Origin of the sequence: Lacticaseibacillus saniviri JCM 17471 = DSM 24301 (genome assembly GCF_001311785.1) — a bacterium.
Taxonomy (GTDB): Bacteria; Bacillota; Bacilli; order Lactobacillales; family Lactobacillaceae; genus Lacticaseibacillus; species Lacticaseibacillus saniviri.
Genome location: NZ_BBBX01000018.1, coordinates 1 through 25,005, shown reverse-complemented (window position 1 = coordinate 25,005; position 25,005 = coordinate 1). Strand labels below are relative to the sequence as shown.

The following is a 25,005-nucleotide window of genomic DNA, read 5'->3' as shown; positions in this document are numbered from 1 at the left end:
ACTTACTTTTAGATAGAAGATAAGTCGCGCAATGGAAAGGAATGTAATCATGAAACAATATAAGACGGATCAAGAAATTTTGGACGCAGCAAAGTCAGGTAAAAAGTCCTGTTCTTCTCAGCCGACTGGTGCAGCGATTGCCGGTTTATTAAGCCGGTAATGCCTGAGATTGAAGCGGAATACAAGGATTACGAATTCGTTTCAGTTGACCGTGATGACAACATCGAAGTTGCGCAGGACATGGCTGTGTTCGGCATTCCTAGCTTCATCGCATTCGATGATGGCAAGGAAATCGGCCGGTTTGTCAACAAGGATCGCAAGACCAAGGCTGAAGTCGAGGCCTTTATGAATCAATTACCAGCTTAATATTAATTACTGAATTTGGAGGCAACTATGCTAATTACCAGTTATAACAATACAGCACTCGATGACACGTTAATCGCAGTGATGGCCCAAGATACCCCAGACCAAACCGCTCAACAGAGTGGCGATATCACCGCCATTATCAACGGTGATGATCAAGTGATCGGGTACAACTTCTTTCGTGTTTCTCAGTGGTTGGGCGACCTCAATGTCAGCGGTGGCATTCAACTGAATGCTAATCAAGTGGCCACTTTGAATCACGCGATTGAAGAGGCGGGCTTACCTGGTCAAATGACAGTGGACGATACGCCAAAATTTGTGATTGGTAAGATTGTTAGCTTTGATGCCCATCCAGATTCTGATCACCTTCATGTGGCGAAAGTCGATGTCGGTAGTGAAACCCTGCAGATCGTGGTCGGTGCGCCAAACGCTGATTTGGGACAGACTGTAGTGGTCGCCTTACCAGGCGCCATGATGCCAGATGGTAAAATCATCTGGCCAGGCGCTCCGGGGTGTGCCATCCAGTGGCATGATGGCCAGTGCCCGTGAATTACAGCTGAAGGGTGCACCACAACGGCGAGGTATTTTACTGATGCCCGACACATTCAAGCCTGGCGAACCATTTGATTTCGCCAAGGGTGAAGCTGTCGTCGCTGCCCAAGAAGCGTAGAGCGTCAAAAAAGATTGCGACAAAACCACTTGTGTTTTGTCACAATCTTTTTTGTGCGTTCTATTCGGCAAATCCCCACTAAATTTGATTCAAGATTTCCTTACAACGCCACCGGATACAGTTAATCTATGCTAAAATGAAAAGCGTTAATATTATTTTGTGGCTTGTTTCACGAAGAAAGGAAGATCGACATGGATCATTATGATGGCCCCGCTTTCTTGAGGGGGCGTCACGCAAAGGAAACGCCACCCGTTGTGCCAAAGCAGCAGCCGAGCAAACCAATCAAATCCAAGCCGGCTCCTGACACTGAACAATACAAATCGACTGATCCACTCGCACAATTTAAAACACCCAATAGTGTGGTGAAACGCGATCAGCCCGTTAAGCAAATCGATTACTTAAAAATAATGCGCCAGTTACGGCGTTTAGATGAAATGGTTTACCTGTTGGGCCCCGATGTGGATGATGAACTGATTGCCGAAGAAACGGCGATTAGTGCCACCGAATCGGCTGTCACACCAGATATGACCGAATCTGAATCAAACCAGATTGAGGAAACGCCGCAAGCGGACTCGCTTGAGATGAGTGATGAGGTTGCCAGCGATTCGGATGTTGAACCTGAGCCACAGGACGATGACACTCAAGACGAAGTCGATACGGCCACAGCGCCAACGATTGAGGACACTTCATCCGCTGAACCTGAAACAACCGCCGCGACTGATGAAATCGTGGATGAAACAACGCCCGTCATTGAGAGCGATGAACCGATGACAGCACTGGATGAGTTGGCAACAGCCGATGAAGCAGAAATGACCGACCAAGCTACCGGCGATGATACGGCGGCAGTCGCAGTCTCGGCCGCAACCACGCCCGCCGAGGAAGAACCGCAAACGGTGATTGAAGAACCTGCGGAAACCGTGACTATTGTTGCGAGTCCCAAGCAGATTTTCTTGCCATCACCTGTCGATATCCAGCAAGCACTCTGGCGGTATCAGCACAGACAAGTCGCGACGCCAACAAGTGCCGCACCCGTTACAATTTCTGACACTGAAGCACCAGCTGCAATTGTCAGCAATACTTCCGAGGCACCCACCACTGAACCAGTCGCTGCAGATGCACAACCAGTGAGTGACAACGATGATTCAGCGGCACCCAAGCCAATTGTGCAGGCACCAGTCACCGTTGTTGAAGCCAAAGAAGACACGAGTCCACTGGCATTTAACGAAGAGACACCAGAAGTCGCAACAAAGACTTATGAATTTCCGCCACTGTCGCTGTTAGCCGATCCCGTGGTTCCCGATGAATCGGAATTGGAAAGCTGGGTTGAGGATCAAGCGGATGTCTTGAATGAGACATTGAAGGCTTTCCACGTGGACGCTGAGGTCGTGGCGCACACTGTTGGCCCAACTGTGACCCAATTCCAAGTCTCGTTGGCGAGTGGTGTCAAGGTCAACAAGATTACGAATTTGAATGATGATTTGAAACTGGCATTAGCGGCCAAGGACATTCGGATTGAAGCCCCTATTCCTGGGAAGCGCACGGTAGGGATTGAAATTCCTAATCTCAAACCGCGGCCTGTTATGTTGCGCGAAGTGCTGGATTCACCGGCCTTCCAAGAGGCCAAATCACCACTGACCATTGCGCTCGGGGTCGATCTGTTCGGCCAGCCAATCGTGACCGACCTTGGCAAGATGCCACACGGCTTGATTGCTGGGGCAACAGGGTCTGGGAAGTCTGTTTTCATCAACAGTCTGTTGATGTCACTGATTTACAAATCGACGCCACAAGATGTGCGCTTGATGCTCATTGATCCAAAGGCCGTTGAACTTGCGCCTTACAATGACTTACCACATCTGGTATCACCAGTCATCTCTGATGCCAAAGCCGCAGCGGCCGCATTGAAGTGGGCAGTCGATGAGATGGAGAACCGCTACGAGCGTTTGGCTTCTGCCCAAGTGCGCAACCTCGCGCAATACAATCAAAAGGCGCGCGATCACTGCGATTACGCCCAAGTGCTGCCATACATTGTGATCATCATCGACGAATTAGCTGACTTGATGATGGTAGCGGCGAGTGAAGTTCAAGACCATATTGCGCGCATTACGCAAAAGGCGCGGGCTGCTGGGATTCACTTGATTGTTGCCACACAGCGGCCAAGTGTGGACGTGATCACAGGTACGATTAAGAATAATATTCCAACGCGTTTGGCCTTTATGGTTGCCAGTCAAGTCGACTCGCGAACCATTATCGATCAAAATGGCGCGGAAAGCTTATTGGGCCGTGGGGACATGCTTTACTTGGGTAGTGGGGCGAGTCAGCCGATTCGCTTGCAAGGCACGTTTGTGGATACCGAAGTCAATCAAGTGGTCGACTTTGTCAAACACGAGCGCCAAGTGCACTATCTATTCCAGCCGGACAAACTGGTCAAAAAAGCGGCGGAAGCGGAATCGCAAGATGAACTGTTTCCACAAATTTTGACTTATCTGGCGGATGAAAAGACCATCTCAACCTCGAAATTGCAACGCGCATTCTCGATTGGTTATAATCGGGCAGCAAACATTATCGATGATCTCGAGATGCGGCATTTCATCTCACCAGCCAATGGTTCAAAACCACGCGATGTGTATTTGACTAAGGATGACATCAAAGAAACAACTAACTGAGAAGAGGAAATGATTATGGAGACAAAGACATATTTTTTATTGGGATTAAGGGTTCAGGGATGAGTGCATTGGCACTGGTCTTACATGATCTCGGCAACACCGTGTTAGGCAGCGATATCACGCAGTACACCTTCACGCAACGCGGCCTGGAACAAGCGGGGATTGAAGTGTTGCCATTTGATCCAGCTAACATCAAGCCAGAATACACCGTGATTGCCGGAAACAGCTTCACCGAGGATCACCCAGAAGTCAAGCGTGCACTCGAACTCGAAGTGCCATTCTTCCGTTACCACGATTTCTTAGGCCACCTGATTGAAAATTTCACCAGTATTGGCGTGGCTGGGGCGCACGGTAAGACTAGCACCACCGGCTTACTCGCCCACACGTTGAGTGGTGTGGCCAAGACCAGTTACTTGATCGGTGATGGTAGCGGCAAGGGCATTCCTGACTCGCAATTCTTTGTCTTTGAAGCGGATGAATATCGCCGCCACTTCCTCGCTTATCATCCCGATTACCTGATCATGACCAATATTGACTTTGATCACCCTGATTACTACACCGGTATTGAAGACGTCTACGATGCCTTTGAAACGGAAGCCAAACAAGTGAAGAAAGCCATCTTTGCCTGGGGCGACGATCCATGGTTGCGTAAACTGAAGGTGGACGTGCCCGTGTACTATTACGGTGTGAGCGACAAGGATGACTTTGTGGCCAAGAACGTCAACCGGACCACTTCTGGTAGCAGTTTTGATGCCTTCTTCCACGATGAATTAATCGGTCACTTCAGTGTGCCATTGTTCGGTGAACACAGTGTCTTAAACGCATTGGCCGTTGTGGCAGTGAGTCACATGGAAAAACTGGATGCTGAATTAATTGCGACAGAACTCGCCAGTTTTGAAGGGGTTAAGCGTCGTTTCTCCGAAAAGAAAGTGGCCGATATGGTCATTATCGATGACTACGCGCACCATCCAAGCGAGATTCAAGCCACACTGGATGCCGCTCGACAAAAGTATCCTGACAAGGAAGTGATTGCGGTCTTCCAACCACATACTTTCTCACGGACGATCGCTTACTTGGATGATTTCGCCAAGATTTTGGATCAGGCCGATCAAGTCTTCTTAACCGAAATCTTCAGCTCTGCGCGTGAAAAGTCTGGGGCTATCAGTGCCGCTGACTTGGGCGCTAAGATTGAAAACGGTGGGGAAGTCGTGCACGCTGAAGACATGTCACCGCTGTTGGACTACCACAATGCCGTTGTGATCTTCATGGGTGCCGGCGACGTTCAAAAGTATGAACGCGCCTATGAAGATTTGCTCAGCGATATCAGTCCTAAGTCCAACTGACAAATCGGTCTGACACCTGTATAATGTGGTTTATTCAATGAGTTGAACGAAAGGATGATTCTATGCAAGAACGTCGATTAGTCAATGATACAGGCATGACTCGATTCTTTACTCGGGTATACAGTACCATGGGTGCAGGAATGGGGGTCACAGCGCTTGTGACCTACTTATTGGGAACCGTGTTCCAAACACAGTTCTTCAATTTCATCGGCACCAATCGATTCGTCTACTATATTTTCTTGTTCCTGCCACTGATTCTGTCATTCATGATTAGTGGCCGTCGGGGTCGAGAAAATGCCGGTTACGCGACGGGGATGTTTATGGCCCTCGCAGCCAGTTACGGGGTGACCTTCGCGGTTATCATGAGCATGTTCTCTGGTACAACGGTGGCAATGGCGTTTATCACAACAGGGATTGTCTTCCTCGTGATGTCGCTGGTTGGCCGATTTGGTAATCGTGATCTCAGTCGCGCAGGAAGCATCGCGTTCACTTTCTTCATCGGGGTTTTCCTGATGTCCATCGTGAACATCTTCCTCCACTCCGGCACCATGACGATGATTCTCTCCTATGCCATCTTGATTATCTTTATTGTCATGACAGCTTGGGACACACAGAATTTAAAGAAAATGTATGTCAGCATGGGTGGCGAATCTGCAGCAACCAACTCCTTGGCTGTGCAGGGCGCTTGATGCTCTACCTTGATTTCTTGAATCTCTTTATTGCGATTCTCCAAATCTTCGGTGTCAGTGACCGTAACTAGCTGATGATCTGAAACGTGTTTGCGCATGACCGTGATGGTTTTGCCAAACGCGTTTTTTGTGGCACGAGATTGCCCGCTTCACCCTCAGATTTTGGTACAATGAGGGATGGCATGTTCTAGGAGGCAATGAGAAGCTGTGATAAGAGGCGCTTTGAGTGGGAGGATTCTCAGCCTTTTGGAACGCGATTAATCGATACTGTTCGGAAAGCGAAAGAGGGATTGCGACAAAGCTTTGTTTTGTCACAACCACTCATAGGAGGAACACAATGGCAAAAGCAAAGAAATTATTATTGATAGACGGTAACTCGGTCGCGTTTCGCGCGTTTTTGCGATGTACTCGCAATTGGACCGCTTCGTGACCAGTGCCGGCGTTCACACCAATGCGGTTTATGCCTTCAACAACATGCTTGAAGTGTTGCTGAAGAATGAACAACCCGATGCTGTGTTGGTCGCATTTGATGCGGGAAGCACCACTTTTCGGACCAAAGAATTCAGCACTTACAAGGATGGCCGGGCTAAAACACCTAGCGAATTGATTGAGCAACTGCCTTATATCAAACAGATTCTCGAGGCGCGTGGCATCAAGCACTATGAACTCAAGGATTATGAAGCCGATGATATCATTGGCACCATGAGTCGCCAGGCACAAGCGGCCGGTTGGGAAAGCATCATCGTCACCGGCGATCGCGATTTGACCCAGCTCACCACACCGCATGTCACCGTGGATGTGACCGTGAAGGGTGTGAACGAGCTCGAAGTCTATACGCCAGAACACGTGAAGGAAAAGCTGGGGATCACGCCCGACCAGATTATCGACCTGAAGGGATTAATGGGTGACACCTCGGACAATTATCCTGGGGTCACCAAGGTCGGTGAAAAGACCGCGCTCAAGCTGTTGAATCAGTTTGGGACCATCGATAACCTTTACGCCAATATTGATGACTTGAAAGCCTCCAAGATGAAAGAAAATCTCATCAACGATAAGGAGCAGGCATTGATGAGCCGCAAGCTCGCCACGATTATCACGGATGCACCGATCACGATTGGCTTACAGGATGTCATTGATCAACCGGACGATGAGGATCGGTTGCGCGAGATCTACACAGAACTTGAAATGAAGACAGCGTTAGCCAAATTAGGTGGGGCTGCGCCTGTTGTTGACACCAAGCCCGCTAAGTACACCGTCTTGGATGACAAGACCATTTTGGCGTTGACCAAAATCACCACGCCTGTTGCCTTTGAACTCGAGATGTTAGATGACAACTATCACACGTCTGATATCTTTGCGTTCTTCATTGGAACAGAAGATGAAACATTTGTCAGCACGGATGTCACGCTGTTGACGATTCCTGAAGTCAAAACCTGGCTCGAAAAAGCGCCACTGTCTGTTTTTGATAGTAAAACGCAATATTGTGGCCGCTAATCGCCTCGATATCACGTTGCAGAACATCGATTTTGACGTGTTGCTCGCGTCCTACTTATTGAATCCTGACGAAAACAGTAACGATCTGGGTCGCGTGGCCATGGACCATGACTATCAGTTACAGACGGACGAGGATGTCTACGGTAAAGGGGCCAAGCGCCAGATTCCCGCAGACGACGTGTTGTTTGCACATCTCGCGCACAAGGCACAGGCGTTGATTGGCTTGCGCCCACACCTGACTTCCGACCTGGCTGACCAGGATCAGAGTGAATTATTCACAGCTATGGAAATGCCACTCGCTCAAGTTTTAGCGCGGATGGAAATCACGGGGATTCAATTGGATCAAACCACATTGAAGCAGATGGGCGGCGAATTCGAACAGAGCCTGAAGATTCTGGAAGAAAAGGCCTATGCCCAAGCAGGCATGCCATTCAACCTGAATTCGCCCAAGCAGTTAGGTGAAGTCTTGTTTGAAAAACTGGGCTTGCCAGTGGTCAAGAAGACCAAAACGGGTTACTCAACCAGTGTCGATGTGCTGGAAGAATTGAAGTCCAGCCACGACATCATTCAGACCATTCTGGATTACCGGACCATCAACAAGATTCAATCGACGTACGTAACGGGTTTGCTGAAGGCGGTTCAACCCGATGGTAAGATTCATACCCGCTATCTGCAGACGCTGACCCAGACAGGCCGGTTGTCATCCGTTGACCCCAATATGCAAAATATTCCCGCTCGCGATGAGGGCAAGCAGATTCGCTACGCCTTTGTCCCATCTGAACCCGATTGGCAGATTTTCTCATCCGACTATTCCCAGATTGAACTGCGGGTCTTGGCGCACATTTCCGGCGATCCTAATATGCAAGAAGCCTTCAAGGAAGACCGCGATATCCATGCCAACACCGCGATGAAAATTTTTAATCTCGACTCGCCCGATCAGGTGACACCAGACATGCGGCGGCAGGCCAAGGCAACGAATTTCGGGATTGTCTATGGTATCAGTGATTTTGGGTTAGCCCGCAACATCGGCATCACACGGTCACAGGCCAAGGCCTTCATCGAGGGTTACTTCGAACAATATCCACTGGTGCGCCAGTACATGGATGACATGGTCAAACAAGCGCGCGAAAAGGGTTATGTGGAAACCTTGTTCCATAGGCGCCGCTATTTGCCACAGATTCACTCACGCAACTTCAATCTGCGTAGCTTTGCCGAACGCACCGCGATGAACACACCGATTCAGGGTAGTGCGGCGGATATTATTAAGGTCGCGATGATTCGCATGAACGACCGGTTGGCCAAAGAAGGTCTTAAGGCGCGCATGCTGCTTCAAGTTCACGATGAACTGATTTTTGAAGCCCCAACGGCAGAAATTGCAACGCTTGAAGACATCGTGCCTAGCGTGATGGACTCAGCGGTCGATTTGGCGATTCCGCTGAAGGTTGAGAGTCACTATGGCAAGACGTGGTTTGATGCCAAGTAAGGAGGGATAGCGTGCCAGAATTACCAGAAGTTGAAACCGTGCGCGCGAGTCTCACGCCGCTGATTCAGGGCAAAACAATTCGTGATGTCGGGACAAATTGGGGCAAAATTTTGACCAATGGGCTGGATCAATTTCAAGAGCAAGTCGCCGGTCAACGCGTTGAACGCTTGGATCGGCGGGGTAAATATCTCTTGATTCGATTGAGCGGTGGCCTCACCATCGTCAGTCACCTGCGGATGGAAGGTAAGTATGAGTTGGTCCAACATGCCGATGATCCCATGCACAAGTTTGTGCACGTGTGGCTTACCTTCACCGATGGGAGCCAGTTGCGTTATCGTGATTCGCGCAAGTTTGGGCGCATGACGCTGGTGAAAACCGGCGAAGAGATGCAGCTGTCCGGCCTCAGAACAATCGGCCCGGAACCCACTGAAGCCACATTCGATGTGGATGCGTTCTATCAGACGCTGCAACGCCATAAAAAGCAATCAAGTCCGTGATCTTGGATCAGAGCACGGTGGCGGGTGTCGGAAATATCTACGCTGACGAGTGTCTGTGGTTAGCTAAGATTCATCCGGAAACGCCCGCTAATCACCTGACCAAGCGCGACGCCAAACGCTTGCGCGATACCATTATCGAGGAATTGGCACTGGCTACCAAAGCTCGTGGTACGAGTGCGCACACGTATCTCGATGCGACGGGCCACAAGGGTGATTTTCAGAATCAGTTGCACGTCTATGATCGCAAGGGACAACCCTGCGATCGATGTGCCACACCAATTGAAAAATCAAAGTCAATCAACGCGGCACCAATTTCTGTCCGCATTGTCAAAAATCAAATGAGGTGAACAGTGTGACGTATTTTTGGGACTCACAGGCGGCATTGCGACGGGCAAATCCACCGTCAGTCAGATGTTCAAGGATAAAAATATTCCGGTTGTCGATGCGGACGTCATTGCGCGTTCCGTGGTCACACCAGAATCACCTGTTTTAGCGGGACTTGTCGACGCGTTTGGCCAGACCATTTTGACCCCCGATCATGAACTCGACCGCAAAGCACTCGGGCAAATTGTCTTTAACGACGATCAAGCTCGTGAGCGGATGAATGCCATCTATCGTCCCTATTTGCGAAAGGCAATCGATGCCCAGTTGCGTGAAGCCGCTAAGCAGTCTGAACTCGTTGTTGGTGACATTCCCTTATTGTTTGAGGCAAACTATCAGGACGTCTTCGATGGTGTTGCGGTGGTGACCGTAGATGTTGCGACCCAACGCAAACGCTTGATGGCGCGCAATCAACTCAGTCAAGAAGCGGCGGATAAGCGCATTAAGGCGCAGATGCCACTGGCCGACAAGGTGAAGCGAGCTGATTATGTGATTGATAATCAAGAAAGTGTCGCGCACACAAAATCCCAAGTGGACCACTTAATAAAACAGTTATCTATGGTATAATTGGGGCATCAACTAAAAGAGGGTGGATGTGTGCAGTGCCCACATTGTCACCACAATAGTTCGCGGGTTGTGGATTCTAGACCAACCGATGGCGGCCGTGCCATTCGCCGGCGCCGGGAATGCGAGAATTGTGGCTTTCGCTTTACTACATTTGAACGAATTGAACAGACACCATTATTGGTAATCAAAAAGAATGGCACTCGGGAAGAATTCAATCGCGAGAAGGTCTTGAAAGGCCTGATTCGTGCGGCTGAAAAACGCCCGGTGACCATGGAACAGATGACAGGCATTGTCGATGCAGTTGAGAATCAACTGCGTGCGATTGGTGAAAATGAAGTCAGTAGCCAAGCGATTGGTGAGTACGTCATGAATCGGCTCGCCGATGTCGATGACGTGGCTTATATTCGTTTTGCCAGTGTCTATCGTCAGTTCAAAGATATGTCGGTTTTCATGCAGGAATTGCAGGAAATGATGGCAAAAGGCCATGGCGACGACAAAGCATAACAGTGGGGCTGAGGGAAAACGCAAGTTTTGTCCCAGCCCTATGTTTATGCCATCAAAATAAACGAGAGGAGACGATTGCATGCAGCGACCGGAAACATACTTACCACAAGACGATTACGTCATCACGCAGGCCACTTATCTCAGTGACTTTGATCAGAAGGTTGCGACAAGACTGTATCAACCACTGATTGGCCCAGTTGCATTTGCGCTGTACCTGACGTTGTGGCAGGAAGTTACGCCCAGACCGAGTCTGAGTGACCGGAAGAAGCACGTACGCTTGTTGGATTTGTTGCATGTCTCCATCGATGAATTGTTCACCGCGCGGGTCAAACTCGAAGCAGTCGGCCTACTCAAAACATACACACAAGTCGATCAACTCGGGCGCTTTTATGCCTACGAACTCTATGCACCAGTCAGCCCGGATCGTTTTTTCAGCGATGATTTACTGTCAGTGCTGCTGTATGACACCGTGGGCGAGACGCAATTTGCGACGTTGCGGCAGGACTTTCAGCTCAGTCCCATTCGGCGCGATTCTTGGCAGGATATCACCAGTGATTTCCTCGATGTATTCCACATTAGCGCCCAAGCGCTGACCGATCCGCCCATTGCGGTGGAAACCGCCAAGCAAGCCGTCGTGCAGAGTGAAGCCCCCAAGGTGACGCTCGGCAACGGTGAGGGTTATGACTGGGAATTTTTGGCACAACAGTTAGCCAACAGCAACTTGAAGGCAGGCGAACTCGAGAAGTATCAGAGTGCGATTTATCAGTTGGCGAAGTTCTATGGCTTGCAGCCAGTGGATCTGGCGCGTTACATTGAAGCGGCAACGAATGTGATGACAGGTGAACTCAACTTGCCACAGTTACGGCGCAATATTGAACAGACGGCCACCAAACAGGAACACAAGGTTGCTGTCCAACCTCAGTTATCCACCAAGGTGGCTGTTGCGGACACTGATGCGGCGCTTTTAAAGGACGCCAAACAGATGTCGATTCGCGAGTTTATCGTGGCCGCTAAGCACAAGAAAAATGCGCAGATGTATCCCGGCCATAACGAGATTCAGGCATTACTCAAGTTGCAGCAGCGGCGTGTGTTTGACGATGCCACGATTAATATTTTGGTCGATTACATCTTGCAAACCAACGACTCTATCAACCAGGCGTACTTGGATGCGGTGGTCAATAGTTGGCTCAAGGCGGGTGTCACCAGTCCCGAGCAAGCGTTGGTCCAGATTCACGAATTCGTGACCAAGAAGCCAGCGCGTAAGTCGACGCGACCACGTGCCAACCGTCGCGTTGAAACCCGCCCAGCGTGGATGCAACCTGATTATCAGCCTAAAAAGAAGAGGTCACCCCTGAGATGAAGGCCCAACTCGCGGCCAATCAGGCGAAACTGGCCGCATTGAGAAAGGAGGCCACTGATGGAAACCATTCGTGAGCATATTGAAAAATTGATGAATCAGCGCGAACTCACTAGTGCCTATCAACAGATGATTGCGCAAGCCCTTCAAGATGAGGAAGTGCATCGTTTTCTGATCGCCAATGAAGAAGAATTGGCACCGGATGCGATTGAACGTGGGGCAGCCAAAATCTATGAGTTCGTGTCTGAACGCAATAAACGCAAAAAGGGGAACAGCCTTTTGCGCCGGATTATCAACCCACATTAATTGTCTCGAATCACTTGATCGATGTTGCCTATGAACCAACGCGGGGCAAAGTCCAGGCGGATGAGGGCCGCGCCAAGGCCGCACTTGTGACCACGATGAATATGCCCAAAGCGATTGCCAATGCGCGCTTGGAAGATTATGACGCAACCGACCGTGTGGTGGCGCTCAACGAGGCAACCAACTTTGTGGTGGCCCAAACGACCGACCCAACCACCTTCCACCAGGGCCTCTATCTGACGGGGCCATTTGGGGTCGGTAAGACCTATCTGATTGGCGCGATTGCCAATTACTTGGCGGACCAGAATCAGGCGTCAACACTGCTGCATTTTCCAACATTTGCGGTCGAAATGAAGGCAGCCATCTCTGATCAAAAGGTTGTACCAACCATTAATCGCATCAAGCGTGCCCCAATTTTGATGTTGGATGATATCGGCGCTGAATCTTTCAGTCCCTGGATTCGGGATGAAGTGTTAGGGATTATCCTGCAGTACCGCATGCAGGAAGAATTACCGACATTGTTTACATCAAATAAAACCATGGCGGAACTGACCGAATTTCTGGCCGGTAACGACCGCGGCGATGATGAGCTACCTAAGGCGCAGCGCATCATGCAGCGCATTCAGTATCTGAGTCGTGAGGTCACAGTCGGTGGCATCAATCGCCGCCTGAGCTGAAAAATTTTGTTATCCTGACTTGCAGGTCATTCAAAGTTGTGGTTTAATCAGTTTATCGAAGACGAAAGCAAAAAGGTAACCACCCACAGAGAGTTTGGCAATTGCTGAAAGCCAGATCGGTTAACCGCACCACTTTCCGAGATACCTATATGGTCCAAGACCTCAGGTTACGAGGAAATGAGTGGGAAGGCAACTTCCAAACTGGGTGGAACCGCGATATTTATCGTCCCTGATGACACATGAGTGTGTCGTCAGGGATTTTGTTTTCTCAAAAGAAAGGAAGCTATACATATGTCAATTCAGATTACTTTTCCAGATCAGCATCAACAAGATTTTGAAGATGGCGTAACTGTCTCAGCCATTGCCAGTGGTATCAGTAACAGCCTGGCTAAGAAGGCCGTTGCCGGTAAACTCGATGGTGAATTCATCGACTTGAACTTACCTATCGAACACGATGGGGCCCTTGAAATTATCACTAAGGATAGCGATGAAGGGTTACAAATTCTTTGGCAAACAGGGGCATTTGTTTTAGCTGCTGCGTTAAAAGAACTCTATCCCGATATCCACTTCGGTCAGGGTGCTGCAATTGAAGACGGCTTCTACTACGACACCGATCGTAAGGATGGTCAGGTTTCTGCAGACGATCTTGAAACGGTTGCTAAGAAGATGCGCGAATTAATCAAGGCCAATGCGGCTTTGAAGCCAGTGTTATTGAGCCGTGCTGAAGCTTTTGAAATGTTCAAGAATGATCCTTTCAAGAAGCAATTGGTTGAAGCTGCAGGGGATCCCATCAAGGGCTACCAATTAGGCGATTTCGTAGACTTTGAATCTGGCGTTTTGGCACCAAGCTTGAGTGTCTTGAAGCACTTTAGCCTGTTATCTGTCGCCGGCGCTTATTGGGAAGGCAAGTCTTCCAACCCAATGTTGCAACGGATTTATGGGACAGCTTACTTCAAGGAAGAAGACCTTGTTGAAGATGCTAAGCGACGTCAAGAAGCCAAGGATCGTGATCACCGTGTCATCGGCCGTGACCTAGACCTGTTCTTCGTTGATCCAGAAGTCGGTGCTGGCTTACCTTACTGGATGCCAAACGGGGCAACTATTCGTCGGACGATTGAACGCTACATCGTCGATAAGGAAGTTGCTGATGGCTACGAACATGTCTACACACCAGTCCTTGCTAACTTGGATCTCTACAAGACATCTGGTCACTGGGATCACTATCGCGAAGACATGTTCCCACCAATGGACATGGGCGACGGCGAAATGCTTGAATTGCGCCCAATGAACTGCCCAAGCCACATCCAAATTTACAAGCATCACATTCGTTCTTACCGTGAATTACCATTGCGGATTGCTGAATTGGGTCAAATGCACCGTTATGAAAAGTCCGGTGCCCTCTCTGGGTTACAACGTGTGCGTGAAATGACCTTGAACGATGGTCACACATTCGTGGCGCTCGACCAAGTGCAAGAAGAATTCAAGAAGATTCTGTCATTAATCATGGATGTTTACAAAGACTTCAACATCAATGATTATACCTTCCGTTTGAGCTACCGCGATCCTGCTAACACCGAAAAGTACTTCGATGATGACAAGATGTGGAACCAAAGCCAAACCATGTTGAAGGCTGCGATGGATGAAATGGGCTTAGACTACTATGAAGCTGAAGGCGAAGCTGCCTTCTATGGTCCAAAGCTTGATATCCAAACCAAGACAGCCCTGGGCAACGAAGAAACCATGTCCACCATCCAGTTAGACTTCATGTTGCCAGAACGCTTTGATCTGACATATGTGGGTAACGATGGGGAAGACCACCGTCCCGTTATGATTCACCGTGGGATTGTTGGCACAATGGAACGGTTTGTTTCTTACTTAATCGAAATGTACAAGGGTGCCTTCCCAACTTGGTTGGCTCCTACACAAGTTGAACTGATTCCAGTTAACTTGGACTTACACATGGATTACGTCAAGGAATTGCGTCAAAAGATGGTCGCAGCAGGCCTGCGGGTTAAGATTGACGACCGCAATGAAAAGATGGGTTACAAGATCCGTGAAGCCCAAACCAAGAAGGTCCCTTATACCTTAGTTGTTGGGGATAAGGAAATGGGTGAAGCCGGTGTTGCCGTTCGTAAGTACGGTGAAGACTCGACAACCGAAGAATCAGCGAAGATGTTCATCGAATCAATTGTGGCTGAAATTGGTAATTACAGCCGATAATTGACGGTGAAGGATTAATCCGCCGCAATCAAAAAGCATGTGCAACATTGATTATTCAATGTTGCACATGCTTTTTTATTTGTGAATAAATATCAAGTACCATTTTATCCTTATTTTATTCGTGGTCTATACCATGATTATTCAAATAATCTTTAAGAAATAATTATTATGTTTTTAAAACTAGACATATTAAAATATTCGTGATATATTGTGTACAATTAAATTGATAAGGGGGCAATATCAATGCTCAAAAAGACATGGATGATTTTGGTGCCAGTTTACTAGCGTTAACATCAGCGGGGGTGACTGCCCAAAGCGTTCACGCCGCAGCAGAAGCTGGGAGCACTGGATCTGGCGATGCACAATATAATTTGTCAGCCAATACCTCTGTGACAAGTACAGGCAATTACTTCAGTACCACGGGTGGACCTGCATCGGGGATTTCCTCAGCGGAGTTCACGATTCAAGGTGGTCAATTACGCTTAATCGCGGTGCCTGACTTTAACTTTAGTACCGTCTCAATTGATAAAGTCGTTCAGGGCGGGACACAAAGCCTTTTGAATAATAGTGTGACAACATCTGGTGTGACAAGCAAGAACACGAATGCCTTTGACGGGAACGCCGGTGGTTTGGTTCAGATCAATGACTTCCGTGGGGTGACTTCCGGTTGGACACTGAGTCTGAAAACCGGTGGTGATTTCACGACGACGACAGATGGTAGTGACACAATCACCAAGGCTTCATTAGCTATCTCAGCGCCAACGGCAACCAAGCCAACTTCATAGGCGAATATCGCGTTGGCCGGTAGTGATATCACAGCCACAGGCGCATCGATTGCGACTGCTGGTGATGATCAAGGTAAGGGCCAATTCAGCTGGACTATGGGTTCAACTGAGAGTGCAACCGTTAATTTTGGGGGCGAAAACGTGACCCTAAAGAATAATGCTGTGTACCAGACACCATTAACCTGGACACTGACGGCCGCAGCTTCATAATGAGTTTAATCAACGGTGGCGGCGAATGTCGGCACCGTTTTTTAGTGGCCAAAAGTGCTTTGCTTGAGTTCAAGGCCGCAGAAAGATAAGCTAAATATGATTGATAAAACAGCATACAAAGTCAGTGAATTGAATCCAAGTGAAAGGAGGGCGCACATGAACCGATTACTGAAATGGCTCTTACTATTGGGATTTTTTCTGGGTGTGGCCCAGCTTTTAGATACCTCGACGCCCCCAACACCCGTTTTGGCAGAGACACGGGCGGCACCAGCGCCACAATATCCGCAATCTGATCCGGGGAGCTATGGGTATATTCCCTTGGTGAATGTTCTGTGGGTCTCAAACACAGGATTAACGGCGCAACCTGCCGATACCGCTGTGGTGTATGGTGCGAATACGCGCGTGACGGTGCCGATGACCGCGGTCAATCAAAATGGCTGGTTTATTTTTACTGGTAATAAAATCAGTTCGGTTTCGGTCAATGAATATGTCAATGGTAGTTGGCAGGCGGTTAATGTTGGAACGTCGATTTCTCACAGCGAGCCGACCTCCTCGGCCGATGTGACTTTACCCGCAGGTCTGAGTGTCGGGACGCATTATTATCAAGCCACTGTGCATTATCCAACGATGTTCGCTATTCGCGGGTGTTTACGGTCAATGTGGCGCCACAAGCGGTGCCAGCAACGGCCATCACACTTTCGCCCCAGTATCCAAGTATCCTGTGGGGTGAAAGCACGCAGGTCAAAGCGACGCTGACACCAGAGAACGCAACGACGCCAATCAATAATTGGACGACCTCATTAGGCAGCTTGGATCGCACCGATAGCAGTCTGGTCAACCTCACAACGACAGTTCCTGCCAGTGCAACAGACGCGTCGCTAAAGAATGAGGGAACAGCGGCCACACTTCATGCGACATCAAATGGCCTGACTGGGACCACGCAGGTGACGGTGGGCGGGATCACGAGTCAAACCCTCAATGAGGGCGCAACACTGTCCTATCATCCTACGGCGCTCGATCATCTGACTGGGGTTGTGGGTACACCGACCTATACTTGGCATCTCTATAACGCAAACAATCAAGAGCAATCCTGGCCAGATCAAAGCGTGACAAACAAACCAACATTGACGGTTCCAAATGCATCGATGGCATTAGATGGCATGTACTTCCAGGTGACAGTGAGCTGGCAGGTGACTTCAGGGAGTAATACCACAACAATCAATCGTTATTCCAATATTGCCCAGCTCCATGTCAATCAACAGTCCGCGCAATTGATTGCCGTGCCTAACATGATGTTTGCCAAGGCAGATGGTCAAGATCCGACGGTAGAGGACTTTGCCGGTACGACACCAGTGGTATTACGCCTCAAGAACACGAGCCAGAATCAAACGAGTCAGGCTTATGATGGGAATAATGCCAATTTCTTATCAGTGAAGGGGCCGCAATGGTCACTTGCCGTCGCATTCAACCCGTTTCGTCAGACCGCGTCAAATGCTTTTCTTGGCGGCCAAACGAGTACGGCGATTGGGCAGTTTAATCTCGGCCTGAATGGGCAGAATATTGCCATCACTGGTGACGGCAACAACCAGCCAGTGCTAACAAATCAAACCAGGGATCTCAACGCGACACTGAACACCAATACAACTGTTACCTTACCGAATGGTGCGGTTAAACGGGGCACCTATCAGTCAATTGCCACATGGACTGTGACACGTGCCCCTCAATAAGGGAGAATTGCGATGAAACGATTAATCACTTTTTTTGGTTTATTAATGACATTTTTATTTTTGGAAAAAGCCAATTGGTACAAGCCGCTGGGGCTGAATTCACGTTGCAGCCGGTCCAAAATCAAGATCAGCGCGAGCAGGCAGATAACGGCTATTTCAATCTCAAGGTGACCCCCGGCAAAACGGGTAAGGTTGCCGTGTTGGTACAAAATCGCAGTAAGACGACGAGTCGGACGATTCTGGTACAGCCAGTGAATGCGACGACCAATGATTCGGCACAGATTGATTACACACCGGCCAAACGCCAACCCAACGCAGCAGCGGCGTTCACATTCACCAGTCTGTTTCCGAAACCGGTCACGGTGACCTTGAAACCAGAAGAAGGCAAAGTGGTCACGTTTGAATATATCGTGCCCAAACAAGCCTTCAATGGTCAGCTATTGGGGAGTATCTATGCCTTAGACCAAACCAAGGCGGCCACAAAAGCGGGTGAACTGACCAATCAATTTGCGTCTGCGATTGCGGTGGTTTTGTCGGAGCAAGATCAATTACCGCAAGCTAATCCGACGCTATCACAAGCCAACTTGGCCGTTTTGCAAAATAAACCCGTGGTGAGCTTGAAATTACAAAACAACCAGCCCCGGTACGTTCCGCAGATGACGATGGATGTCAAAATTGTGGATCGCGCATCCGGTAGAACCGTTGCAAAAAGACCACCACCAAAGGTTCACTCGCCCCTAACAGTACATTTAACTATGCTGTTCCAACAGGTAGTCAACCGTTACCATCGGGCAATTATCAAGCTAAGGTCACCATTAAGGCACCTAATAAAACTTGGCAACTAACCAAGGATTTCACCGTTTCCGGCACACAAACCGCGGCAACACAGCAAGACATCTTCCGCCCCGGAAACAATAATTGGTGGTTATGGCTCATCATTGGTGTCCTCGTCATCATCCTTTTAGGGCTGCTAGTCATTTTTTGGCGAAAAAAACATCGTAAAATGAGTGATAATAATATAAACTGAGTTATAAAATAAATGTTATGATTGCAATCAGGTGTGGCACTGACTTATACTAAACATAGCTGCTGATGTGTATGGGAGTGTAAGTTAATGCGCATCAAATCACTGATAGTTGCTTTTTAGTCGGATTAGGTCTAGCGATTGGTTTTTCGGGGGAACGTCCAGTCGCCGCAGCAGAGTCAATTAATGGCATTGCAACCATTCAGTATCAACCAGGCTACGGGATCGCGCTCTGGTCTGGCATTTCAGGTCGTTTCACCGGCCGCTATCTTGCTCATGGGAGTCAATGGCGAGTTCTTGCGCGCGAACAGCGTGATGGACAAACCTGGTATCAACTCGGGCGGGATCAGTGGATCGATGGTCAGTACGCCAATTTTCAAACACGCGGTCAGGTTCAGTTTTTGGGCCTGACAACACCCGTGATTGCGGGTGATCGGCAGGTGGCTGATGCACCTGCCGGTAACATGGGTCAAACCTGGGGGGGCGCGACTCAATTATCAGTTACCGATCAATTATCGACCCATATCATTGGGCACGATGGTCCCACTAATTTCAATTCCGTCAAACGGCTTCAAGTTGGTGATGCCATCACGGTGACTGATTTCTCCAATCAAGTTCGCACCTATCGTGTTTATAAGGTGGCTTCGGTCAATGACCAGGCTATCCAAGTGGGAACGGGCATCAATCTCTTTCCTAACATTGTGAACGCGGACCAGGGTGAACAGATTGTGCTACAGACGTGCGAAACCGAGACGATCAATCGTATCGTCTGGGCCAAATAAAATAAAAATCAGCAGCGAATTGCGGCCATGAACAAAGCGAATGTTTTGTTAGTGGTCTCTTTTTATGGCTAGCGGTAAGCATCAATCATACCTGTTTGCTCACCTGATTTTGCGGTACACTAGGTGCGAGGTGAAGGAACAATGATAATCAAACCAGTGACGGCGCAAACAATTGCGGCCAGTCTAGCTGTCACTCAAACTGCATTTGCCGATGTAGCCGCAGCAAATCGTGTCACCCGATTGCGACAATCAGCGCAATATCGGCCCGATTATGATATTGTTGTGGTTGATGATCAGGAGCGTGTGGTCGGCCACGCGATGTTGATGGCGTCAATGCTTGCCGATCAACGCATTTGGGTGCTCGCATCCCTCAGCGTCTTACCAGAGCTACAAGGTAACGGTCTCGGTGGTGCCATGATTGGTTATCTTGAAGCACAAGTGGCTGATAACGGCGGCCGTGCGATTGCAGTCATGGGTGATGCTGATTACTATCAAACATTTGGTTTTGTAGCGGCCAGTCAATTCGACATTCAGGCACCTGCTGACGTGCGAGAGGATTTCTTAATCAAACCGATGATGGCTGATGCATTGGCTCATCTTCATGGTGTCGTCCAGTTTGATTCAGCATTTTCAGCGCACGAATAGGGGTTTCTGAAAAGGGACTTGACGAACGTGCAAGAATCCGGTATAGTATTACCTGTTGAGAAAACAAGCAGAAGTTTCCCGCTTCTCGCCTAAGTCTTTGGACCTCTGGGCTGATATCGTACGGTATATAATTAGCGGCGGGAGCAAGTGTGCTCCGGTCGCTTTCTGCATTTTCTCGGACTAAACCTGGAGGTGAACAACCATAGCAAAAGATATGATGGTCAATGATGGTATTCGTGCTCGTGAAGTTCGTTTGATCGCTCAAGATGGCGAACAATTGGGTGTTAAGAGTACCACTGACGCACTCGCCCTCGCGGAAGCTGCTAATTTAGATGTTGTTTTAGTCGCACCTACAGCTAAACCGCCAGTTGCCCGGATTATGGATTATGGTAAGTATCGTTTTGAACTTCAAAAGAAGCAACGTGATGCTCGCAAGAAGCAAAAGACGATCAACATTAAAGAAGTTCGTTTGAGTCCTACTATTGAGGAGAACGACTTCCAGACCAAGTTGAACAATGCCATCAAGTTCCTGAATAAGGGTGACAAGGTGAAGGCGTCCGTTCGATTCAAGGGTCGTGCCATTACTCATAAAGAGATTGGTCAAAAAGTTCTTGAACAGCTGGCGGAAGCCACCAAGGATATCGCTACTGTTGAGTCCCGTCCTAAGATGGACGGTCGTAGCATGTTCTTGATGCTTGCACCAAAAGCTGATAAAGAAAATTAATCAGTAATTTGTTTTTAGGAGGAAAATGTCATGCCAAAATTCAAGACTCACCGTGCTTCAGCTAAACGTTTTAAGCGTACCGGTTCCGGTGCCTTAAAGCGTAGCCACGCTTATACATCCCACCGTTTTCACGGTAAGACTAAGAAGCAACGTCGTCAATTACGTAAGTCTGGCGTAGTGTCCCATTCAGATATGAAGCGGATCCGTCAAATGCTGACCTACATGAAGTAATACTAACCAGATTTATTTTTGAGGAGGAATTTCTGATGCCACGTGTAAAAGGTGGAACTGTAACTCGTAAACGTCGTAAAAAGGTTTTAAAGCTTGCTAAGGGCTATCGCGGTGCTAAGCACTTACTTTTCAAGTCTGCTAACACCCAAGTCATGGTCTCATACCGGTATGCTTTCCGCGATCGTCGCGCTAAGAAGCGTGATTTCCGTCGTCTTTGGATCGCACGGATCAACGCTGCTGCACGGATGAACGACTTATCATACAGCAAGTTAATGCACGGTTTGAAGTTGGCTAACATTGACATGAACCGTAAGATGCTGGCTGATCTTGCTATTTCTGATCCAGAAAGCTTCACAGCTTTAGCAGAAACAGCTAAGAAAGCTTTAGCTTAATTCTTACAAAAAGGTTGTCCCTCGGGGCAGCCTTTTTGTTTGTTCAAAATTATTACTAAATAATGAATTAACGATACAATTCTTTTGCAACCGCTTACGTCTCGTGATATTATGAACGTATGGTAAGCGTGAGTGCAAAACTTAATTGCTTACAACTAATATCAAAGGTGGTAAGACTTATGGCTCAAGACTATCAAACAAGTTCCGCAGAAAACCCACTCAATGTGATCAATGTGTATGATCTCGAACGCGATGCTGAAAAGGTGATTCCAAAGGGTGGCTTCGGCTACATCAGCAGTGGTGCCGCAGATCTGTACACGATTCAGGAGAATATTAAGGCGTTCAATCACAAGTTGGTTGCACCACGTGTCTTGCAGGATATTGCATTTCCACCTGATCCATCAACCACATTCTGGGGGGATAAGTTAACCTCACCAATTATCATGGCGCCGGTTGCGGCACATAAGTTAGCCAATACACAAGGTGAAGTGGCAACGGCCAAGGGTGTCAGTCGCTACGGCACTATTTTCACCATCAGTTCCTTTGCATCTGAAACATATGAAGCGCAAGCCGCAGAAGCAAATGGCCAACCACAATGGTTCCAGCTCTATCAAAGTAAGGATGACAATGCGACCAAGCAAATGCTCGATGTCGCCAAGAAAAATGGGGCCAAGGCCATCGTCTTAACCGCCGATGCAACAGTCGGTGGCTATCGTGAAGCGGACAAGCGCAACGGCTTTACTTTCCCTGTAGGCCTACCAATCGTCCCATATCAAAATGGGGTCGATCAGACCATGGATAATGTTTACAAGTCAGCGAAGCAGTCCCTGAGTCCTAAGGATATCGACTTTATCAAGTCTTACTCCGGCTTACCTGTCTTTGTGAAGGGTGTCCAAACCGCTGAAGATACCGAAATTGCCATTCAAGCGGGTGCCGACGGGATTTGGGTTTCCAATCACGGTGGCCGTCAATTAGACGGTGGGGTCGCTTCCTTCGATGCCTTGCAAGTGGTTGCTAAAGCTGCCCGCAAGCGGGTACCAATCGTCTTTGATTCTGGTGTTCGGCGTGGGATGCACGTCTTTAAGGCATTGGCAAGTGGCGCTGATCTGGTTGCGATTGGCCGGCCTGTCATCTATGGCTTGGCCCTTGGTGGCAGTCAAGGGGTTGAAGCCGTCTTCAAGGAACTTGAAAACGAATTGTTGATTGCCATGCAATTGACGGGGAGCCACAACATTGAAGAAGTGAAGGCAACTAACTTAATCGATAATCAATTTGCGGACTAAAAACCGCAATAAAAAAGCATCCACGCGGGTGCTTTTTTGTCTTGGTAATGTAAGCTAGTCACATAAAAGGAGTTGATGAGCGCGTGGATTTTACACAAGTACCTTATGAACGACCAGACTATCTGGCATTCAAACAGCGTTTAACTGATCTCGAGATTCAACTGGGGAACGCCAGCAGTGCCGATGAAGCTCTGGCAGTGGCCGACAAGGCAGTGACCTATCTCAATCATGTCGATACACAGGCGATGATTGCCTCGATTCGCCACACGATTGATACGACTGATCAATTTTATCAGGCCGAAGATGACTATTGGAACGAGTATGGCCCACAATTCGAAGATGCGACCGCGCCATATCTCAAACAGCTTTTGGCGAGTCCCTATCAAGAGGTCTTAACAGCAGTGTACCCCAAAACCTTTATGATGAAGGCTAAGGATCGGCTGCGATTGCAAGATAGTGCTATCATTGCCGACCAGCAACGCGACAATCAACTGATCAGTGAATACAGCAACCTGATTGCGAGTGCCCAGATTCCGTTTGATGGTCAAGTCTACACACTGGCTCAGCTCGGCCCATTGCGGCAGAGTCAGGACCGGGTAGTGCGCAAGGCCGCAAATGAAGCTTACTGGCAATTCTTTAGTGACCACGAAGCTGACTTTGATCGCATCTATGATGAGATGGTCAAAGTGCGCACCAAGATGGCGCAAACTTTGGGGTTTGACGACTTTGCTCAGATGAGTTACGTGATGATGGATCGGTTTGACTACGATGAAACCGTTGTGACCAAGTATCGCCAAGCCGTTCTTGAGCAGGTTGTCCCGGTTGTCTTGCATCAGCGCGAGAAACAGGCCAAACGGTTAGGTCTCGATCAGTTGGCCTATTATGATTTGGATGTGCAGTTCAAGTCAGGTAATGCGGTGCCACAGGGCAGTCCGGAAGAATTGGTGGCAAAGGCTAATCAGATGTATCACGAATTGTCGCCAGAGACTGGCAGCTTTTTGACTTCATGGTCGACAGCAACTTGCTCGACCTGGTCGCCAAGAAGGGGAAGGCGAGTGGCGGGTATGCAGAATTCTTGCCCGAGATTCAAGCACCATTTATCTTTGCCAACTTTAATGGCACATCCGGTGATGTCGACGTCTTAACACATGAAGCAGGACACGCTTTCCAAACCTATCAGGCCAAGTGGATTAAGCCGGGGGATACCGTCTTTCCAACATTTGAGGCCGCCGAGATTTTTTCAATGAGCATGGAATTCATTACCTACCCATGGATGACGCTCTTCTTTGGCCAAGAGACGGAAAAGTACAAGTACGCTCACTTGCAGGATGCCGTTGAGTTCCTACCTTATGGGATTCTGGTCGATCATTTCCAACATGAGATCTACACCCATCCCGAGTGGACGCCGAGTGAGCGCAAGCAAGCGTGGCGTGAGCTCGAACGCCAGTACACGCCGGATCGCGATTACAGCGAGAACGCGGCATTGGATTCAGGTATCTTCTGGTTCCGCCAAGGGCATATTTTTGAATCACCCTTCTATTACATCGACTACACGATTGCCCAAGTGGTCGCGTATCAGTTCTGGAAACGATTCAACGTGGACCACGACGAGCAGGCCTGGCCGGACTACATGGCAATGGCCAAAGCGGGTGGCAGCCAAACCTTATTACAGCTGATTCAAACGGGCCATCTGGCTTCACCGTTTGAGCCAAGCACTTTGGCAGATACCTTAAAACCCATTCAAGCTGCATTGGACGCGGTGGATGACCAAGCCTTGTAAGCCACGGTGACGCAAAGCTGATAACAGAGGCGGTTAACATGATCAATTGGCGTCAATTTTGGTTTATTTGTTGTCATGCTTGTCGTAGGTGGCCTGGAAGAAACGTGGCGCGCCTATGCAGTACCGTTACCACAGCGGTTAGTATTATTGTTCTTGAGCGTTGTGCTGGCGGGACTTGTGGCGTATGTCCGTGATAATAAAACCAACAAAA

At 48.8% G+C, this 25,005-nt stretch carries 18 protein-coding genes and 7 pseudogenes; all 25 read left to right on the top strand.

Translation table 11 applies throughout. The features are described from left to right. Window positions 1-102 precede the first annotated feature (102 nt). Window positions 103-366 (top strand): annotated as a pseudogene (locus tag JCM17471_RS09550) (thioredoxin family protein); the annotation flags it as partial. A gap of 27 nt (window positions 367-393) precedes the next feature. Next, window positions 394-1,033: pseudogene (ytpR, locus tag JCM17471_RS09545) on the top strand (YtpR family tRNA-binding protein). Between the two features lie 191 nt (window positions 1,034-1,224). After that, on the top strand, window positions 1,225-3,696 hold the full coding sequence (locus JCM17471_RS09540) for a DNA translocase FtsK (protein WP_082395285.1): 2,472 nt from the start codon (window positions 1,225-1,227) through the stop codon (window positions 3,694-3,696). A 29-nt stretch (window positions 3,697-3,725) separates the two neighbouring features. Then, window positions 3,726-5,039, top strand: a complete 1,314-nt coding sequence (gene murC / locus JCM17471_RS09535; protein ID WP_225354250.1) for a UDP-N-acetylmuramate--L-alanine ligase — start codon at window positions 3,726-3,728, stop codon at window positions 5,037-5,039. Between the two features lie 62 nt (window positions 5,040-5,101). Continuing rightward, window positions 5,102-5,728 carry a Bax inhibitor-1/YccA family protein gene (locus tag JCM17471_RS09530; protein ID WP_225354248.1) on the top strand — a complete coding sequence of 209 codons (627 nt, stop codon included), beginning with the start codon at window positions 5,102-5,104 and terminating at the stop codon, window positions 5,726-5,728. Between the two features lie 337 nt (window positions 5,729-6,065). Next, a pseudogene (gene polA, locus JCM17471_RS09525) lies at window positions 6,066-8,705 on the top strand (DNA polymerase I). 11 nt (window positions 8,706-8,716) lie between these two features. After that, window positions 8,717-9,533: pseudogene (gene mutM / locus JCM17471_RS09520) on the top strand (bifunctional DNA-formamidopyrimidine glycosylase/DNA-(apurinic or apyrimidinic site) lyase); the annotation flags it as partial. A gap of 32 nt (window positions 9,534-9,565) precedes the next feature. Then, window positions 9,566-10,150 (top strand): dephospho-CoA kinase, encoded by a 585-nt coding sequence (gene coaE, locus JCM17471_RS09515; protein ID WP_082395284.1) that lies wholly within the window; start codon window positions 9,566-9,568, stop codon window positions 10,148-10,150. 30 nt (window positions 10,151-10,180) lie between these two features. Beyond that, window positions 10,181-10,654, top strand: a complete 474-nt coding sequence (gene nrdR, locus JCM17471_RS09510; protein WP_054777691.1) for a transcriptional regulator NrdR — start codon at window positions 10,181-10,183, stop codon at window positions 10,652-10,654. A 79-nt stretch (window positions 10,655-10,733) separates the two neighbouring features. Continuing rightward, window positions 10,734-12,014, top strand: coding sequence for a replication initiation and membrane attachment family protein (locus JCM17471_RS09505; RefSeq protein ID WP_225354247.1), 1,281 nt, complete (start codon window positions 10,734-10,736; stop codon window positions 12,012-12,014). Between the two features lie 57 nt (window positions 12,015-12,071). Further along, window positions 12,072-12,991: pseudogene (gene dnaI / locus JCM17471_RS09500) on the top strand (primosomal protein DnaI). Window positions 12,992-13,282: 291 nt separating this feature from the next. Next, on the top strand, window positions 13,283-15,211 hold the full coding sequence (thrS, locus tag JCM17471_RS09495; RefSeq protein WP_054777690.1) for a threonine--tRNA ligase: 1,929 nt from the start codon (window positions 13,283-13,285) through the stop codon (window positions 15,209-15,211). 257 nt (window positions 15,212-15,468) lie between these two features. Next, window positions 15,469-15,996, top strand: coding sequence for a WxL domain-containing protein (locus JCM17471_RS09490; protein ID WP_054777689.1), 528 nt, complete (start codon window positions 15,469-15,471; stop codon window positions 15,994-15,996). Window positions 15,997-16,008: 12 nt separating this feature from the next. Continuing rightward, window positions 16,009-16,206 (top strand): hypothetical protein, encoded by a 198-nt coding sequence (locus JCM17471_RS09485; RefSeq protein ID WP_054777688.1) that lies wholly within the window; start codon window positions 16,009-16,011, stop codon window positions 16,204-16,206. A 156-nt stretch (window positions 16,207-16,362) separates the two neighbouring features. After that, window positions 16,363-16,962: a hypothetical protein gene (locus JCM17471_RS09480; RefSeq protein WP_054777687.1), complete on the top strand. Its 600-nt coding sequence runs from the start codon at window positions 16,363-16,365 to the stop codon at window positions 16,960-16,962. Beyond that, window positions 16,881-17,933 carry a hypothetical protein gene (locus JCM17471_RS09475; RefSeq protein ID WP_156321670.1) on the top strand — a complete coding sequence of 351 codons (1,053 nt, stop codon included), beginning with the start codon at window positions 16,881-16,883 and terminating at the stop codon, window positions 17,931-17,933. Before JCM17471_RS09480 ends, JCM17471_RS09475 begins: the two co-directional genes overlap by 82 nt. After that, window positions 17,906-18,960, top strand: a pseudogene (locus JCM17471_RS09470) (WxLIP family cell surface protein). The gene JCM17471_RS09475 and the pseudogene JCM17471_RS09470 overlap by 28 nt, the downstream one beginning before the upstream one ends. Window positions 18,961-19,143: 183 nt before the next feature. After that, window positions 19,144-19,368: a hypothetical protein gene (locus JCM17471_RS14475; protein ID WP_054777684.1), complete on the top strand. Its 225-nt coding sequence runs from the start codon at window positions 19,144-19,146 to the stop codon at window positions 19,366-19,368. Continuing rightward, window positions 19,359-19,739: a sortase domain-containing protein gene (locus tag JCM17471_RS14470; RefSeq protein WP_054777683.1), complete on the top strand. Its 381-nt coding sequence runs from the start codon at window positions 19,359-19,361 to the stop codon at window positions 19,737-19,739. The genes JCM17471_RS14475 and JCM17471_RS14470 overlap by 10 nt, the downstream gene beginning before the upstream one ends. 141 nt (window positions 19,740-19,880) lie before the next feature. Further along, entirely contained in the window at window positions 19,881-20,384 is a 504-nt protein-coding gene (locus JCM17471_RS09455; RefSeq protein WP_054777682.1) for a GNAT family N-acetyltransferase, read from the top strand. Between the two features lie 217 nt (window positions 20,385-20,601). After that, on the top strand, window positions 20,602-21,108 hold the full coding sequence (infC, locus tag JCM17471_RS09450; RefSeq protein WP_054777731.1) for a translation initiation factor IF-3: 507 nt from the start codon (window positions 20,602-20,604) through the stop codon (window positions 21,106-21,108). 30 nt (window positions 21,109-21,138) lie between these two features. Further along, on the top strand, window positions 21,139-21,339 hold the full coding sequence (rpmI, locus tag JCM17471_RS09445; protein WP_054777681.1) for a 50S ribosomal protein L35: 201 nt from the start codon (window positions 21,139-21,141) through the stop codon (window positions 21,337-21,339). Between the two features lie 35 nt (window positions 21,340-21,374). Then, window positions 21,375-21,731 (top strand): 50S ribosomal protein L20, encoded by a 357-nt coding sequence (gene rplT / locus JCM17471_RS09440; RefSeq protein ID WP_054777680.1) that lies wholly within the window; start codon window positions 21,375-21,377, stop codon window positions 21,729-21,731. Between the two features lie 179 nt (window positions 21,732-21,910). Further along, window positions 21,911-23,014, top strand: coding sequence for an alpha-hydroxy-acid oxidizing protein (locus tag JCM17471_RS09435; protein WP_054777679.1), 1,104 nt, complete (start codon window positions 21,911-21,913; stop codon window positions 23,012-23,014). An 83-nt stretch (window positions 23,015-23,097) separates the two neighbouring features. Continuing rightward, a pseudogene (locus tag JCM17471_RS16815) lies at window positions 23,098-24,794 on the top strand (M3 family oligoendopeptidase). Window positions 24,795-25,005: the final 211 nt, after the last annotated feature.

Bases quoted from the DNA above. Each gene is read 5' to 3' on its own strand.
- JCM17471_RS09540 (WP_082395285.1), top strand. From the start codon at position 1,225: ATGGATCATTATGATGGCCCCGCTTTCTTGAGGGGGCGTCACGCAAAG.
- JCM17471_RS09530 (WP_225354248.1), top strand. From the start codon at position 5,102: ATGCAAGAACGTCGATTAGTCAATGATACAGGCATGACTCGATTCTTT.
- JCM17471_RS09505 (WP_225354247.1), top strand. From the start codon at position 10,734: ATGCAGCGACCGGAAACATACTTACCACAAGACGATTACGTCATCACG.
- thrS (WP_054777690.1), top strand. From the start codon at position 13,283: ATGTCAATTCAGATTACTTTTCCAGATCAGCATCAACAAGATTTTGAA.
- JCM17471_RS09490 (WP_054777689.1), top strand. From the start codon at position 15,469: ATGGATGATTTTGGTGCCAGTTTACTAGCGTTAACATCAGCGGGGGTG.
- JCM17471_RS09480 (WP_054777687.1), top strand. From the start codon at position 16,363: ATGAACCGATTACTGAAATGGCTCTTACTATTGGGATTTTTTCTGGGT.
- JCM17471_RS14475 (WP_054777684.1), top strand. From the start codon at position 19,144: ATGGCATTGCAACCATTCAGTATCAACCAGGCTACGGGATCGCGCTCT.
- JCM17471_RS09455 (WP_054777682.1), top strand. From the start codon at position 19,881: ATGATAATCAAACCAGTGACGGCGCAAACAATTGCGGCCAGTCTAGCT.
- infC (WP_054777731.1), top strand. From the start codon at position 20,602: ATGGTCAATGATGGTATTCGTGCTCGTGAAGTTCGTTTGATCGCTCAA.
- rpmI (WP_054777681.1), top strand. From the start codon at position 21,139: ATGCCAAAATTCAAGACTCACCGTGCTTCAGCTAAACGTTTTAAGCGT.
- rplT (WP_054777680.1), top strand. From the start codon at position 21,375: ATGCCACGTGTAAAAGGTGGAACTGTAACTCGTAAACGTCGTAAAAAG.
- JCM17471_RS09435 (WP_054777679.1), top strand. From the start codon at position 21,911: ATGGCTCAAGACTATCAAACAAGTTCCGCAGAAAACCCACTCAATGTG.